The following is a 15,847-nucleotide window of genomic DNA, read 5'->3' on the forward strand; positions in this document are numbered from 1 at the left end:
CAGCGGGCCATCTGATTGAAACCGTGACTTGAGAAGGTTTTAGCGCTCGGCGAGCGCTGCCTCTCCCTTGTTCTCGCGCACCATGTTGATGAAGCGGCGGAACAGGTAGTGGCTGTCCTGCGGACCGGGCGATGCCTCCGGGTGATGCTGGACGGAGAAGACCGGCTTGCCGGACAGACGCAGGCCGCAATTGGTGCCGTCGAACAGCGAAATGTGAGTCTCCTCAACACCCTGCGGCAGCGACTTCGAGTCGACCGCGAAGCCGTGGTTCATCGACACGATCTCCACCTTGCCGGTCGTGTGATCCTTGACCGGGTGGTTGGCGCCGTGATGACCCTGGTGCATCTTTTCGGTCGTGGCACCGAGTGCGAGGCCGAGGATCTGGTGACCGAGGCAGATGCCGAAGGTCGGGATGTCGGTCTTGACGATGTCCTGGATGACGGGGACAGCATAGGCGCCGGTGGCTGCCGGATCGCCCGGGCCGTTCGACAGGAAGATGCCATCCGGCTTCAGCGCCAGAATGTCTTCCGACGAGGTCTGGGCCGGGACGACCGTGACCTTGCAGTCGAGGCCGGTGAACAGGCGCAGGATGTTGCGCTTCACGCCGTAGTCGATGCAGACGATGTGATACTTGGCATCCTCGGCCTTCAGTTCCTCGGAACCTTCGTTCCAGACCCAGGGCTTTTCGGTCCACTGCGACGACTGGCCGGAGGTCGCTTCCTTGGCGAGGTCGAGACCTTCGAGACCACTCCAGGCCTTGGCTTCCGCCTTCAGCGCTTCGATGTCGAAATTGCCGTTCGGATCATGGGCGATCACGGCGTTCGGGGCACCGTTCTGGCGGATCCAGGAGGTCAGCGCGCGTGTGTCGATACCAGAGAGGCCAATGACGCCGCGGCTCTTCAGCCAGGCGTCGAGATCCTTTGCCGAGCGGTAGTTCGATGGTTCGGTGATGTCGGCCTTGAAGATCGTGCCGACGGCGCCGCGGCGGGCAGCGGGCGTCAGGTCCTCGATGTCCTCGTCATTGGTGCCGATATTGCCGATATGCGGGAAGGTGAAGGTGACGATCTGGCTGAGATAGGACGGATCGGTCAAAATTTCCTGGTAGCCGGTGAGGGCGGTGTTGAACACCACTTCGGCGGTGACCTTGCCGGTCGCGCCAATGCCTGTTCCTTCAATCACGGTTCCGTCGGCAAGCACGAGAACGGCGGTGGGTTTTTTCGTGGTCCAAGGGGTGGTCGCGGTCATATCCATCCTTCTGCCCCAGCGGCCCGTTTCCCGAAACGGAAAACAGGGTGTCGAGGTCATCTCTCGTCGCAGAAAAGGGCGCGCGGAAACCCGCTTGCGGCCCACTATCCAATTGTTGTGCAGGTCCTCGACATAAACAAGGCAGAACAGCGGGTCAATTGCCGTTTATGAGAAAGCTGGGCGCAAAGGCCGGCAATCGGTGAGTTTTGCCGTGTCGGCAAAACGTTTGATCGCCGTTCACGCTTGTTCTATGACGTCGCAAAAGATCGGTCCGCTGCGGATCGAGTGACGTTCAAGGAGACAGGCCATGTTGCGCGACAAGCTTTCCGAAGCGATGAAGGAAGCGATGAAGGCGAAGGAAACCCGCAGGCTTTCGACCGTGCGGCTGATCCAGACCGCCATCAAGGACCGTGACATCGCCAATCGCGGCACCGGCAAGGACGCTGCCACTGACGACGAAATCCTGCAGATCCTCCAGAAGATGGTGAAGCAGCGCGAGGAGTCGGCGAAGATCTACGAAGACAACGCCCGCCCGGAACTTGCAGCACAGGAACGCGAAGAGATCGCCGTCATCAAATCCTTCATGCCGGAACAGATTTCCGACGAGAAGGCGAGCGAGATCGTCGCTTCCGTCATCGCCGAGATCGGTGCTGCTGGAATGAAGGACATGGGCAAGGTGATGGCCATTCTGCGCGAACGCTATGCCGGCCAGATGGATTTCGCCAAGGCGTCCGGCACGATCAAGGCGCAGCTGAGCTGAGGTCTAGCCGCTACGCATAAAACGAGAAAGGCGGGAAGTCCTTCATGGAGTTCCCGCCTTTTGCTCTTCTACGCCTCCCATCGGCCGACCGCGGACATGCCACCGGTAGGAGAGGACGATCGACCGCAGTCATTGCAGGCAGCCGTCCTGAAGAGCAATCTCAGATGCCGTACCCGCCTGTCGAGGCGACTGACGGCACGTCTTGTCGGATTCAACGCTATGCAGGGAACCTGCGTATCGCAAGTTACAATTCGTTAATTTCTGTGGGTTGATCGGGTCGGTGTTCACGGAGCGGCGGCCTGTGAATAGCGGGCATGATTTGCGGCCGGGCTGGCATTCCTGCGCACTGAGCATTAATATGGTCTCTGGCCCGCGAGGTAGACATGCGCTTTTCAAACAGTTTTCTTGATGAGATCCGGGATCGGGTGCCGATTTCGACGGTGATCGGCCGTCGTGTCACCTGGGATCGCAGGAAGACCAATGCCGCGCGCGGCGATTTCTGGGCCTGCTGCCCGTTCCATGGCGAGAAAAGCCCGAGCTTTCACTGCGAGGACCGCAAGGGCCGCTATCACTGCTTCGGCTGTGGCGTGTCGGGCGATCATTTCCGCTTCATGACCGATCTGGAAGGGCTGAACTTTCCAGAAGCCGTCCAGCAGGTCGCCGATATGGCTGGTATCGCCATGCCGCAACCCGATCCGCAGGCGGAAAAGCGTGAACGGGAGCGGATGTCGCTTCTCGACGTCATGGAAATGGCGACGCGCTTCTTTCAGGACCAGTTGCAGAGCCCAACCGGCGCCAAGGCACGCGCCTATCTTCGCGACCGCGGACTGACGGCGCGCACGATCGAGAATTTCCGGCTCGGCTATGCGCTGGACAGCCGCAATGCGCTCAAGGAGTTCCTCGCCGGCAAGGGTGTGGCCAAGGAGCAGATCGAGGCCTGCGGGCTGGTGCGTCATGGCGAGGGGATTGCCGTATCCTACGACTATTTCCGCGACCGCATCATGTTCCCGATCCTGTCGTCGCGCGACAAGGTGATTGCCTTTGGTGGACGCGCGATGGCGCCGGATGCGCCGGCCAAATACATGAACTCGCCGGATACCGAACTCTTCCACAAGGGTCAGGTGCTCTACAATTTTACCCGCGCCAGGCGGGCGGCCCAGCCAGGGCCGGGATCCAAGGAGCCGGGCACGATCATAGCCGTCGAGGGCTATATGGATGTGATCGCGCTCAGCCAGGTGGGCGTCGAGAATGCCGTCGCGCCGCTCGGTACGGCCTTGACCGAAAACCAGCTGGAGCTGCTTTGGCGGATGACGCCGGAACCGATCCTGTGTTTCGATGGCGATGGTGCCGGTATCCGTGCTGCAAACCGTGCTGCGGATCTCGCGCTTCCCTCCATCAAGCCCGGCCGCTCGGTGCGGTTCGCGTTGCTTCCAGACGGCAAGGATCCGGACGATCTCGTCAAGCACGAGGGAAGAGCGCCGTTCGATGGCGTGATCGCGCAGGCGCGTCCGCTGGCGGAGATGGTCTGGCAGCGGGAAACCAATGGTGCCGCCTTCGAGACCCCGGAAAAGCGGGCGGAACTCGAGGCAAGGCTCAAGCAGATCGTTTCCGTGATTGCCGACGAAAGTGTGCGCCGTCACTACCAGCAGAATGTGCGCGATCGTCTCAACGGCTTGTTCCAGCCGCAGCGCAATGGCGGCGGTGGCGATCGTCGTCAAAGCTACCAGCAGCGCGAAGGCGGCGGGGCCGGCAGAGGCGGTGCGGCCGGCGGACGGGGTGGATCGTCGTTCCAGCAGCAGGGGCGCGGAATGGGTGTTTCCGACCGCCTGACGCGATCGGGGCTGGTGCGGGGACATCTCGACCTTCCGGCCCTGCGCGAAAGCGTGCTGGCGCTGACCATCGTCCATCATCCGCAGCTTCTGCTCAACGAGTATGACGAGATCGCCTCGATCGAATTCGAGAACCGCGATCTGAAACGGATGTGGTCTTGCGTGCTGACTATTGTCGGGCAGGCCGGTGCCGGTTTGACGGTGCAGGACCTGAAACGGGAACTCGGCGAGAATGGCTTTGAGGAACTGTTGAAGTCAATGAACAAGCAGATCCGCAATGCGCGACTGTGGACGGCGACGGAAGAGGCCGATCCGCAGGATTCGCTGCAAGCCTACCGTCAGACCCGGGCACTGCATTCCAGAAACAAGGAGCTCCGCTGGCAGAAGATCGAGCTGGAGCGTGAACTCGCGGAGATGACCGAGGACGAGGCCGAGCGTGCCGAGATCCTGCTGCGTGCACTTCTGGAGGTACAGAATGAAATTTCCAGGCTTGAAAACCAGGAAGCGATCATCGACGGCTTCGGTGTTCTGTCAGGACGCGTCAAGGGCGCTGCCGTCAGTCACGGATGAAGGAGAGCTGCGCAGATACTAAACCGTGTTGAATTGGTCGCCTGATGGATTAACAGCGCGAGTGGAGTGGTCTATACAGCTCTTGATTGATCACTGTATTGTTGCAACGCATCGGAAAATGGCGTCAATCCCGCGCATTTCGGGTAGAGCCAAGGGTTTTTACCGGGCGGCGGGCTCTTGTCTTTCATTGTGCACCGCTTACATATGGCTTCAATATGACGGGAGTACCGCCAACGGGGACATGGTCGTAAGGTAATTTCCACTTTTCCTGGGCACAAGCTTTGGAAGAACTTGACGAAGCGTTATTTTGTGGGAATCACCATTTCGGGCAATATTGGTGGAGTGGGTCTAGCGCCGCGGCGATGTTCGGCATCTTCGTTCTGGCGGTCCCCGCGAGTAGCGGTCGCCGATGGTAATCGGGAGTTAAAGGTCATTCCGTTACGAGTTGGATATTGATTCGCGGCTGGTGTGGCTTTTGCCCTCCGCCGCAGGCCACGAAGCGCTGCGCAGTGGCGTTCAGGGAAAGCGACGACATACATGGCAACTAAAGTCAAAGAAAACGAAGAAGCCGATACCGAGCGCGAAGGCTCGGTCGACGGTCCGCTTCTCGATCTTTCTGACGACGCGGTCAAGAAGATGATCAAAGCCGCGAAAAAGCGCGGCTACGTGACGATGGACGAGCTCAACTCGGTCCTTCCGTCCGAAGAGGTCACTTCCGAACAGATCGAAGACACGATGGCGATGTTGTCCGACATGGGCATCAACGTCGTTGAAGATGAAGAAGCCGAGGAGGCCACCACCGAGGAGGAGGACTCCAACGAGAGCGAAGAGAGCGAAGGCGGCGAACTTGCCCCGACGTCCAGCACCGCTCTTGCCACGGCGAAGAAGAAAGAACCCACCGATCGTACCGACGATCCGGTCCGCATGTATCTGCGCGAAATGGGCTCGGTCGAGCTTCTGTCGCGTGAAGGCGAAATCGCGATCGCCAAGCGCATCGAGGCCGGCCGCGAGACGATGATCGCCGGTCTGTGCGAAAGCCCGCTGACGTTCCAGGCGCTGATCATCTGGCGCGACGAACTGAACGAAGGCACGACGCTGCTGCGCGAGATTATCGATCTCGAGACGACCTATTCGGGTCCCGAGGCGAAGGCTGCGCCACAGTTCCAGAGCCCGGAAAAGATCGAGGCGGACCGCAAGGCTGCCGAGGAAAAGGAAAAGACCCGCAAGGCTCGTTTCTCTGCTGCCAACGATGACGACATCACCGCTGTCGGCGGTGACCAGGGCTTGGAAGAAGAGGAAGAGGACGACGACGAGTCGAACCTTTCGCTTGCCGCCATGGAAGCGGAACTGCGCCCGCAGGTCATGGAAACGCTCGACACGATTGCGGATACCTATAAGAAGCTGCGCAAGCTTCAGGACCAGCAGGTCGAGCAGCGGCTTGCCGCCTCCGGCACGCTGTCTTCCGCTCAGGAGCGCCGCTACAAGGAACTGAAAGACGAACTGATCACGGCAGTGAAGTCGCTGTCGCTGAACCAGAACCGCGTCGAAAGCCTTGTCGAACAGCTCTACGACATTTCGAAGCGCCTGATGCAGAACGAAGGTCGTCTTCTTCGTCTGGCTGAATCCTACGGCGTCAAGCGCGACTCGTTCCTGGAGCAGTATCAGGGTGCCGAGCTTGATCCGAACTGGATGAAGTCGATCGCCAATCTGTCGGCACGCGGCTGGAAGGATTTTGCCAAGGCGGAGTTCAACGCCATTCGCGATATCCGTCAGGAGATCCAGAGCCTGGCCACCGAAACCGGTATTTCGATCACCGAATTCCGCCGGATCGTGTCGATGGTGCAGAAGGGCGAGCGCGAAGCGCGGATCGCCAAGAAGGAAATGGTCGAGGCGAACCTTCGTCTCGTCATCTCCATCGCCAAGAAATACACCAACCGCGGCCTGCAGTTCCTGGACCTTATCCAGGAAGGCAATATCGGCCTGATGAAGGCCGTCGACAAGTTCGAATACCGTCGCGGTTACAAGTTCTCGACCTATGCGACCTGGTGGATCAGGCAGGCGATCACCCGCTCGATCGCCGACCAGGCCCGCACGATCCGTATTCCGGTGCACATGATCGAGACGATCAACAAGATCGTCCGGACATCGCGCCAGATGCTGCACGAGATCGGTCGCGAGCCGACCCCGGAAGAGCTGGCCGAAAAGCTGGCCATGCCGCTCGAAAAGGTCCGCAAGGTCCTGAAGATCGCCAAGGAGCCGATCTCGCTCGAAACCCCTGTGGGTGACGAAGAGGATTCGCATCTGGGTGACTTCATCGAGGACAAGAATGCGCTGTTGCCGATCGATGCCGCCATCCAGGCGAACCTTCGTGAAACGACGACGCGGGTTCTCGCATCGCTGACGCCGCGTGAAGAACGTGTTCTTCGCATGCGCTTCGGCATCGGCATGAACACCGACCACACGCTCGAAGAAGTCGGCCAGCAGTTCTCGGTTACCCGCGAACGTATCCGCCAGATCGAGGCGAAGGCGCTGCGCAAGCTGAAGCACCCGAGCCGGAGCCGCAAGCTTCGCTCGTTCCTCGACAGCTGATCGCTGGACCAGACCCATTAAAAGCCCGGCCGTTATGACGTGCCGGGCTTTTTTATTGATGTTGTGATCGGGCCGGACTCGATCATGCCCGCGAACCATCCTACATGGGAGCCATGCCGGATATGTCTCCCGCCCCCCATAAGAAGGTGATCGCAACGGCGCTGGGTGCGTCAGTCGCTCTGCATCTGATCATCGCGGGCGCGCTCCTCGTCAAATTGCCGCTGCCGACCAATGCGGTTCCCGAGGAGGAAACCGTCCAGGTGGAGCTTGTGCCGCCGCAGGAAGAGGACAAGCAGGAGCCGGTCGAAGAAGCGAAGAAGCCTGACGAGCTGAACCTCAAGGAAGAGGCGAAGGCCGAAGAGCCGCCACCGGAAAAGCCGCCCGAGCAGAAGCCTCAGGAAGATCCGCTCGAGGACCCCGTGATTTCGGCGAGCAAGGCTTCGGCACCGGAAGCTGCTCCGCCGCCTTCCCCTGCGCAGGACGAACAGCCGGAGGAGACGAAGCCGCCGGAACCTCAGCCTCCCAAGCCTGAAGAACCAAAGCCCGAAGAGCCGCAGCCTCAAGAAAAGCCGCCCGAAGAAAAGGCGCCGGAAGAAGCGAAAGAGCCCGAGGCACCGCAGAAGGCCGAGCAGCCGGCACCGCCGCCGCCGCCTGCAAGCCCGACACCGGCCGAGGAGGAGAAGCAGGCGTCAGCGCCGCCGATGTCCGCACTGCGGCCTGTGTTCCAGTTTGGCGAAAAGGACAGCGGTCCGCGCCAGGCGCTTGACGGCAATGCTGCGGAGGATGCGCCAGCGCCCGCTGCGACCGATGCCGATCCGCCAGCGCCTGAGGAGCCTGCACAGACGGCGGGTACCAACGGACAGGGCGAGGGCGCGCCAGCAGAAGCGCCGGTGCCGACCCAGATGACGCCACCGCAGCTCAGTGTTCCAGGCTCCGATCCGTCGGGAATGCCCGGACCTGCCGGCGGTGCGTCTCCTGATGCGATGACGGCCGGGCTCTTTACAGGGCCGCCTTCCTCCGCACCCGTGCCGACGCAAAAGCCGGCGCCGCCGAAACCATCCACTGCCGCCGGCGATCTCAAGCCCGTCAGAACGCTGTTTTCCGCGCGCGATACCGGTGATGCGCTGGCGACCGTTGCGATGGCCGGCATACCGCGCGGCGTTCGGGCAGGGCAGCTCTGCTCGTCGGAACTCAGCGCGCAATTGCAGAACGGCTCGCCCGCCTACAATCCCGATGTCTTGCCCGCACCGAAGCTGCCCAATGGGACGGTTCTCGAGGCGCGCAATATCGGCTTTCGCGCCAAAGGGCAGTGGCATGACGTCAGCTTCCGCTGCGAAGTGGATGCCGATGCCACGAAAATCGTTTCGTTTTCGATGAATGTGGGTGGCCTCGTGCCGCGCTCGGAATGGCGCAAGCGCGGTTTTCCCGAGTTTTGATCTTCAAGCAGAGAAGAGAATTTCGATGCCGCAGACCGCGATCCAGATTTCGACCAGAGGCCAAGGGCTATACGAGTTCACGGATGAAGCCGAACGCTTCGTGCGCCAGGCTGGGCGCGACGAGGGCCTGCTGACCGTCTTCGTTCGCCACACGTCCTGTTCGCTGATCATTCAGGAAAATGCCGATCCGGACGTGAAGAGCGATCTGAAGGCGTTCTTTTCCCGCCTCGTTCCCCCCTCGGACGATCCTTCGATGGGCTGGGTCAGCCATACAATGGAAGGGCCAGATGATATGCCGGCACATATCAAGGCGGCACTGACGGCAGTCTCGATCGGCATTCCGATAACCGGCGGTAGGCTGGTGCTCGGCACGTGGCAGGGGATCTATCTCTTCGAGCACCGCGACAGCCCGCACCGTCGAGAGATCGTGCTGCATCTTTCGTCGTGATGATCGTTGTTTTCCAAATGAACACATACTGAATGATCGGTTTTGCAGGCATTCAGCTGGGTTGGATAGAGTTGCATCGACCGTTGGCCCGAAAGGCCGACGCGAGACAGCCGGACAACCGGTGACAGGTTCAGGAGAAGCAAAAGATGACTACAATCACACGCCTGATGGCGAAGGCCGGCCTTGCAGCCTTGATCGCTCTGACAGGGATTTCGGCGTCCGCGCCAATCGCCGCCGCCGCCGGCCCGGAATTCGTACAGTACCGTGAGCGCGACTGGCGTCCGCACCACCCGCCGCGCTATGAGCGCCCGCGCCACATGCGTCCCGTCGGCTGCTCGCCGCGCTTGGCTGAACGTCGCGCCGAAGCGATGGGTCTGCGCCGTACCCGCGTCGTCGACATCTCCCGCCGCAGCGTGACCGTCGTCGGCGTCGACCGCCGCGGACGCGACCGGGTCGTGTTTGCCAATGTGCGGGGCTGCCCGCTCATCCGTCGCTAACGGATCTCAAGCGTCCCAGTCTATCTTCAGCCCCGTCCGGCATTCGCCGGGCGGGGTTTTGTCGTTGAAGCGATCCGATCAGGGATCGATGGAGAACACGACGTTGACGTTGACCGTGTAGCTGGTCTCGCCGGCCGCCACCGGGACGCCGTTGCCGGAATCCTTTGCCATTGTCATGCGCATCATCGGCGGGGCCATGGGCGGTGCCGAATTCTCGCTGATCTCCATGATGCGGCCAAGCTTGACGCCGGCAGCTTCCGTCAGAGTCTTTGCCTTGGCGAGCGCTTCGGCAACGGCTGCCTTGCGCGCCTGCGTCATCACTTCGTCGGTATTGGTATTGGTGAACTCGATCTGTCCGCCCTGGTTGACACCGAGCTTGACCGTCTTGTCGATCAGACCGCCGAGCTTTTCGAGATCGCGCACCTTAAGCGTCAGCGTGTTGGACACTTCGTAGCCGATGATTTCCTGCGGCGGCTCGATGCCGTCCTTCGGGGCTACCTGGCGATATTGCGGGTAGATCGCAAAGCTGCTGGTCTGGACGTCGCGATCGGCAATGCCTTCAGCCTTGATGGCGGCGAGCACTTCGCTCATTGCCGTGTTGTTGGCGGAGACGGCCGCATCGGCGGTCTTTGCCTGCCTCACGACGGCAAGCGACAGGATCGCCATATCGGGCGCGACCGCGGCCTTGCCCTCACCGGACACGCTGATGATCGGTTCGCGCGGCGTGCGGGCTTCCTGCGCAGAGGCGACCGTTGCCGAAAACGGCGACAGCGGAAGGAAGGCCGTGCCGAGGGCAAGGGCTAGGAAAGCCGGCGCGAGAGAAGGGGCGGTGGGCAAACGGCGCATTGTGTCTCCTTTGATACTGGTTGTTCGACGATCCCGGCCAAATGCCTGAGTTGAAAGCCGAACATCCTCTAGGTGACGTGTGATTGTGAACCTATTGCGGCGAGGCCTTGTGAGCGTTCACAATTTGAGCTAGACGGACCCTTGCGACCGGCGAACCATTGCGCCAGTCGTCATGCCTTCAAAGGGCAGGGCCTGTAGCTCAATGGTTAGAGCCGGCGGCTCATAACCGCTTGGTTGGGGGTTCGAGTCCCTCCGGGCCTACCAATGTTTTATCTATTGCTTCGTAGCCTCATTGTAGCCGGACGCGAATTTCCGGAATTTTGTCACGAGGTTTAGTAACTCCACATCTGTGTGGTGCCGGTTGTGAAACGTTAGATAGTCTCACCATGCTCCTCGGACAAATGTGTTCGTATCAGGTCTCTGCGGCTCGACACACGTCTCAGCGATCGCGATGGAGTAGTCACGAGGTCGCAACGCAATATGCGATCGATGCCTTCGTCACCTTGTTGAAGGCCGCCGTAGGGAACACCGCGCCTGCGGTTAGTAGCGCGAGGAGCAGTCCAGCTTGTTGCCAGCATATCCACGCACGCAGTCCTTCCAAACGAGAGCCAAATCGTTTCCAATTCCCTCGTAGTGCCGTTTACTTTCTCTGCTAATTTCCGATTTCACCGCGCTGAAAGATCCGGAAGAGGTTGGGACCTCCCCATTGATGTAGTTGATCCCTCCATTCGCTTCTGCCGATCTCTACGAAGAGAGACTCCGCCCACGCCGACTAATGGTTCAACATAGGCCCCGCCAGCTATCAAATCGTCATCGACGATGCCTGCAACCTACCTAGACCTCCTCGGGACCATCTGGGTATCGTTGCCGCCGATCAAATTTGTCATTGTGCCGAATAGCGGGCTCTTCAAAACCCCGTACCTAATCGCAACTGCGTCGTTTTTGCCTGCAAATTCAGGACTATTCGCGGTCCAATTGGGACTACCATTCAGAGCCGCGCAAAGCTGGCCGTGCAGCAGGCTCAGTCAGTCCCGCTGCTTTTCTTTCAATCAATCCCCGAAGAAGCTCAACCCGATCAAGCCATTTGCGGCAAAGCCGGCGGCGGCCGTTACAAGGGGGAGATAGATCCGCGACATAAGCGGACTCAAGGTACCCCATCCGAAGCTCGCGGCCTGCTTGATCTTTTGAGACTGGCGGATCTTTTCGGCATTCGCCTTGCGGATCTCGGTGGCCTGCTGGCGGGCCTGCGCCCGCTCGGCGATACGTGCATCTATCCGTTGCTGGCGTTTCACCTGCTTGGTTCGTTCGCGGATCTCTTCGTAAGATTTACCCTGGTTGAGATGTCCTTCCCGGCCGATCCGCTCATCGATAACGAGCGACTGCTGGTAGATCTGTTGAAGCTGTTCGGTGGGAATGCCTGGCGTGCAGAAATAATGCTCAAACATCGCCATGTTGAAGTGCAGCACGGATTGCGCCACATGCCGGCCGTCCATTCCCCACTGGTTGCGATAAACATGGCTTACCGCCTCATAGGATGGGAAATAATAGAGTGACGAATCTTTCGGCGAACGGTCGCGATAGAACTGGTCAAAGGCGGCTCGGATAATAGCCTTGGAAACGGAGTTCGCCGCAATCGCACTCACCGACCGGAATGTAGCCGTCAGCGGAATCGGCGACACTGAAAACATGATCTTCGCCTCCGGCCGGAATCGGCGGATGATTTCGTAGATGGCGTTGATATTTCTTAGTGTCTCCTCGAAGGTGGAGACGCGGAACTTGTGGCGAGAGGCATCGAACTTGTCCTTCGGCACGGCGCGCCAGAACACTTCCTTGGTCGGCTCGTCATACCAGATCTCCGACAGGCCGAGCGTGATGATGAACATCTCCGCCTCGTCGAACAGTTGCTTGGTGACGAGCCGCACTTCTTCGCCATACCCGAATTCCTCGGCCTTGTAGCCGTGCCAGAGATCCCCCTCGGGCACCTTGTTCAGCCAGGCCCATTCGAACTGCTGCAGGATGGCGAATGTATTCACCATGCCATCGCCCATTTTTGTCACATAGGCCTTGTTGTCTTTCTTGGTTAGCACATTGTAGCCGCGATCGTGCAGATAGGTGCTGATATTGGTTGCGAAACAGGAACCGAAAGCAACGACCGGGGTTTCCTTCGCCAGAAACGGCGCCGCCGGCTTCCAGCCTGCTATGATGTATTTGTCGATCGCGTCCGCCACCTTCAGCGAGGCGGGCGTGGGATAGAAATTCGTGTTCTCACCACGATAGAAGCTCTGGGAGGTCGTCTTCTTCTGGCCATCCTGCTCATAAACAAATGTCGACATCCAAAATCCCCTTCGAATATTCTTACAGAGTATTACCTCCTGATAGCCAGTCAATATTTTCACCGTGAATGCAGCCTACCCGTGCAGCATGTCTGCTCGGATTGAAGCTTGTAGGCAACACCCTCTGCATGAACTCACCTTATGACCACGGGCCGAGCCTTCAATCCTGATGGCATCCGGCTGTGCGAGCACACGTCTTGATCGCTTCCTGCAATCGATGAGCCTGTCGGACGATCCCGGTTTTGACGGCGCTATATCTTCTCTGATGAAAGCTCCCAACTCATGGTGCTCAAGGCTGATTTTATTTCGATGAATCTTACGTTGCACCAGTGAAGCACCAGAGCTTAGTGCTTGTACGCGACGTGAGCATAAGAGCTCACGATACATGTATTTGGATTCCCATGTGAGTTGGCACCGCATCAAGATACTTTGCGTCGCCGCCATGCTTAACGCAGCTTGCAGCGGCTTCGGCAAAGTTTTTGCTGGTGCGTGGGAGACCTGTGACAGCAGTCGTTTCGACTGAGCGAGAGGTCTGGTTCATAGCTGATCCTGCGAGGTCGTCGTTCAAAAGATCGCAACAAGATCAGGGGAGGGCGGAGGGGCGATTTAGCACTAACAGCATTGCTTTTGCTGCGCTAATCGAATTTCTCCGTGTCCACCACATCAACCATACTTATTAACATCGTGCGAGCGAGCGATCCGTCCCCTCAGTATCGGCAGGTGACTGGAGAGCCCTCGGATCCGTTTTCAGCCCCTTTCGGCAAGGGCAACGGCCCGCGCGACGATACGGGCGAGTGTTCCGTCGTTGAAGGCCTGGGCCAGCATTCCCTCGTTGAATCGATCACCGCGCACCAGCGTTGTCAAAAGGTGGGCCATGTCATCCTGTGAAGCGGTTTCGATCGCCATCGGCGTCGTGATCATATGCTGGTAGCTCTGGCGAAGACCGTCGCTTGACCAGTCGATCTCCGGCCGCACCCAATTGGCCGAAACCACGGCTTCTATAAAACCAAGTCCGCCTTCCGAGAAGGCGTAGTAGGGAGATTGCATGACGCCGGCTTCCGTCCCTCCGCCGGACCAAGCGCCGAATGTGAAGTCCGGGTCGGCGAAGACGGCTCCGTACGCGAGAAGAGGGGCCATATCGGGTGGTGGCTGCATGGTGGAATGCGTCCTTGCGGGTAAAGGGGTCTTGTCGACGTTTCGATTTGGGTTGCAACGGGCATTTGCGGATTTTTGCCGATGGGCGCAATGCCGGCCTGGATTACAGCCCGTTGCGGTTCGGCGGATATTACCGCTGCGTCGAGGCGCTGCATGCCAACGGCGGCGGCGTGATGGAGGCCGGCGAAGAGGCATGGTTCCTTGGTTATTACGTTTTACCCTATGACAACGTGCTGCGGCTGCACTTCCACGACGGGCGGCAGGAAAAGCTGATCACCTTTGCCGGGGTCTATCCCGAAACAGAAACGCTCATCTATTCGGCCTTTATCGAGCGACCGGAGCGCTACCTGGAACAGGTACCCGCTCCACGGGAAAAAGCTGCCGGACTTGCTGTGTTGCGCGAAAAGCTGATTTCGTTGCGGAGAAGCCGCAGCCGTTGGTGAAGGCTGATCCGGACCTCTTCCTATGCGCCGTCCGTGGCGGATCAATCGTTACGAACGGATCCTATCCCCAAACAAAAAAAGCGCCCCCCGCGGTATCGCGAAGAGCGCTTTTGGGGAAAAACTGCTGATTAGCAGTTGGTGCCCTGGACGGTTGTGCCGGTGTTGTTCGGGAGGTTGCCCGAGTTGGCTGCGTCACCTGGCTGGCCGCCGTTGTTGCACTTCTTGCTGCCTTCGCCCATCGTGCTGCTGCTCGGCATGGTGCTGTTGGTAGCTGTCGAATCGACGGTGCCGGAAGCTGCTGGCTTCGGCGGGATGTTGCCACCTTCGCCTGCGGTGTTCTGCTGTACGTTGCTGCGGTCTGCGGCGGTGCCGGACGTTGCCGTCTGGGCCATAGCCGACGTTGCGAGACCAGCGGAAAGGATCGTTACTGCGAGAAGCTTCATCATTATGGTGTTTCCTTGTATTCCCTACGGTGACTTAACCCGATGGCGGGCAAAAGGTTTCCTCACATTAGCAAAAGATCTGCATGCGGGCGGGCCGTGGGTTTTTGACCATTGGCAGCTTCGTCGGTTCGGGGAGGGTTCGGTTGCGTCATTCGGGAGCACGGTTGCCTTCGACTTCTCGGCCACTCGCTGGCGACTGGTCGGCCATGAGGCGGCGGCTGGGGGCGTTCTTGCATGGTCGGTTCGCTTCGTTCGCCATGCCGGAGCGCCGCTCTGTGGATAACCGCATGTCGGGCGAATTCCGGCTTTTGTCACCCCAGCAATTTTCTTGACCTTCGGCTTCAATTATAAGCAGCCTGCAGTTCAGGACCGCATGGGAGGCGAGACGGTTGCAGACGATTTTGAGCATCGGTATCGATGCGCTCGCCTATGGCATGATCCTGTTCGTGATTTCGATCGGGCTTTCGGTGACGATGGGGCTGATGCGGGTGGTCAATCTCGCCCATGGTGCCTTCGCGATGATCGGCGGCTATGTCGCCTCCTATATTTCGCGGGACCTCGGCCTAGGCTATGCGCCGGCCATCCTTGCCGCCGTGGTCGCCACGATCGTGATTGCGGTGCCGATCGAGCGGTTTCTCTATCGTCGCATCTATGGCGCGCCTGAATTGACGCAGGTGCTGATGACGATCGGCATCACGTTTTGCATCATCGGGCTTGCCAATTACCTGATGGGGCCGACGCTAAAGACCATTCCGCTTTCGGATGTGCTGCAGCAACCGGTCGATCTCGGTTTCCGCAGCATTTCCGCGCATCGTCTGTTTGCAATCTTCTGCGGTCTTGCCGTGGCGCTTTGCCTGTGGCTTGCGATCGAGAAGACCGGTTTCGGCATCAGGCTGCGGGCCTCGGTCGATAATGCGGCGATGGCGTCAGCGCTCGGGGTTCGCACCGAAATCATCTATGCGGTCAGCTTTGCGGTCGCGGTCGGGCTTGCGGCCTTCGGCGGCGTGGTCGGGGCCGAATTGCTGCCGGTCGAACCCTATTATGCGCTGCGCTATCTCGTGACATTCCTGGTCGTCGTTTCCGTCGGCGGGGCAGGCTCGATCGGGGGCACGTTGCTCGCCTGCCTGCTGCTCGGCGCGGTCGATACGACGGGGCGCTATCTGCTGCCCGAGTTCGGCGAGTTCTTCTTCTACCTTGCGGTGATCGCCATCATCTGCGTGTTTCCGAACGGCCTCATGAAGGGGGCGAAGTAG

At 59.6% G+C, this 15,847-nt stretch carries 13 protein-coding genes and 1 tRNA gene; 9 read left to right on the plus strand and 5 right to left on the minus strand.

Annotation, left to right across the window (positions count from 1 at the left end):
• Window positions 1–39: 39 nt before the first annotated feature.
• A complete protein-coding gene (gene carA, locus ACQY1L_RS04845; RefSeq protein WP_113110863.1) occupies window positions 40–1,245 on the minus strand; it encodes a glutamine-hydrolyzing carbamoyl-phosphate synthase small subunit in 1,206 nt (401 codons plus the stop codon).
• Window positions 1,246–1,552: 307 nt separating this feature from the next.
• On the opposite strand from carA, the gene ACQY1L_RS04850 reads away from it, so the two are divergent.
• The 6 genes from ACQY1L_RS04850 (at window position 1,553) to ACQY1L_RS04875 (ending at window position 9,374) form a co-directional block, all read left to right on the plus strand.
• On the plus strand, window positions 1,553–2,005 hold the full coding sequence (locus ACQY1L_RS04850; RefSeq protein WP_430243073.1) for a GatB/YqeY domain-containing protein: 453 nt from the start codon (window positions 1,553–1,555) through the stop codon (window positions 2,003–2,005).
• Window positions 2,006–2,388: 383 nt separating this feature from the next.
• Entirely contained in the window at window positions 2,389–4,404 is a 2,016-nt protein-coding gene (dnaG, locus tag ACQY1L_RS04855) for a DNA primase (protein ID WP_430243075.1), read from the plus strand.
• A 537-nt stretch (window positions 4,405–4,941) separates the two neighbouring features.
• Window positions 4,942–6,993, plus strand: a complete 2,052-nt coding sequence (rpoD, locus tag ACQY1L_RS04860; RefSeq protein ID WP_062455900.1) for an RNA polymerase sigma factor RpoD — start codon at window positions 4,942–4,944, stop codon at window positions 6,991–6,993.
• A 122-nt stretch (window positions 6,994–7,115) separates the two neighbouring features.
• The gene (locus ACQY1L_RS04865) at window positions 7,116–8,429 is read left to right on the plus strand and encodes a DUF930 domain-containing protein (protein ID WP_430243077.1); all 1,314 of its coding nucleotides are present in this window, start codon (window positions 7,116–7,118) and stop codon (window positions 8,427–8,429) included.
• Between the two features lie 25 nt (window positions 8,430–8,454).
• Window positions 8,455–8,877 carry a secondary thiamine-phosphate synthase enzyme YjbQ gene (locus ACQY1L_RS04870; RefSeq protein ID WP_430243079.1) on the plus strand — a complete coding sequence of 141 codons (423 nt, stop codon included), beginning with the start codon at window positions 8,455–8,457 and terminating at the stop codon, window positions 8,875–8,877.
• 155 nt (window positions 8,878–9,032) lie between these two features.
• Window positions 9,033–9,374 (plus strand): hypothetical protein, encoded by a 342-nt coding sequence (locus ACQY1L_RS04875; protein WP_092661070.1) that lies wholly within the window; start codon window positions 9,033–9,035, stop codon window positions 9,372–9,374.
• 78 nt (window positions 9,375–9,452) lie between these two features.
• On the opposite strand, the gene ACQY1L_RS04880 is transcribed toward ACQY1L_RS04875, so the two are convergent.
• On the minus strand, window positions 9,453–10,220 hold the full coding sequence (locus tag ACQY1L_RS04880; protein WP_062455912.1) for an SIMPL domain-containing protein: 768 nt from the start codon (window positions 10,218–10,220) through the stop codon (window positions 9,453–9,455).
• A 188-nt stretch (window positions 10,221–10,408) separates the two neighbouring features.
• Between ACQY1L_RS04880 and ACQY1L_RS04885 the strand changes: the two genes are divergently transcribed.
• Window positions 10,409–10,484, plus strand: a tRNA-Ile gene (locus ACQY1L_RS04885).
• A 785-nt stretch (window positions 10,485–11,269) separates the two neighbouring features.
• Here ACQY1L_RS04885 and ACQY1L_RS04890 read toward each other — a convergent pair.
• Window positions 11,270–12,553 (minus strand): GSCFA domain-containing protein, encoded by a 1,284-nt coding sequence (locus ACQY1L_RS04890; protein WP_430243081.1) that lies wholly within the window; start codon window positions 12,551–12,553, stop codon window positions 11,270–11,272.
• Between the two features lie 747 nt (window positions 12,554–13,300).
• Complete coding sequence (locus tag ACQY1L_RS04895; protein WP_430243083.1) at window positions 13,301–13,708, minus strand: DUF6508 domain-containing protein; 408 nt, start codon at window positions 13,706–13,708, stop codon at window positions 13,301–13,303.
• Here ACQY1L_RS04895 and ACQY1L_RS04900 point away from each other — a divergent pair.
• Window positions 13,696–14,151, plus strand: coding sequence for a hypothetical protein (locus ACQY1L_RS04900; RefSeq protein ID WP_430243085.1), 456 nt, complete (start codon window positions 13,696–13,698; stop codon window positions 14,149–14,151). The two genes, ACQY1L_RS04895 and ACQY1L_RS04900, sit on opposite strands and share 13 nt — an antisense overlap.
• Window positions 14,152–14,279: 128 nt before the next feature.
• On the opposite strand, the gene ACQY1L_RS04905 is transcribed toward ACQY1L_RS04900, so the two are convergent.
• Window positions 14,280–14,597, minus strand: coding sequence for a hypothetical protein (locus tag ACQY1L_RS04905; protein ID WP_062455952.1), 318 nt, complete (start codon window positions 14,595–14,597; stop codon window positions 14,280–14,282).
• A 386-nt stretch (window positions 14,598–14,983) separates the two neighbouring features.
• On the opposite strand from ACQY1L_RS04905, the gene ACQY1L_RS04910 reads away from it, so the two are divergent.
• Window positions 14,984–15,847 (plus strand): branched-chain amino acid ABC transporter permease, encoded by an 864-nt coding sequence (locus ACQY1L_RS04910; protein WP_062581219.1) that lies wholly within the window; start codon window positions 14,984–14,986, stop codon window positions 15,845–15,847.

This window comes from Neorhizobium sp. DAR64862/K0K3 (genome assembly GCF_050500185.1).
Taxonomy (GTDB): Bacteria; Pseudomonadota; Alphaproteobacteria; order Rhizobiales; family Rhizobiaceae; genus Neorhizobium; species Neorhizobium soli.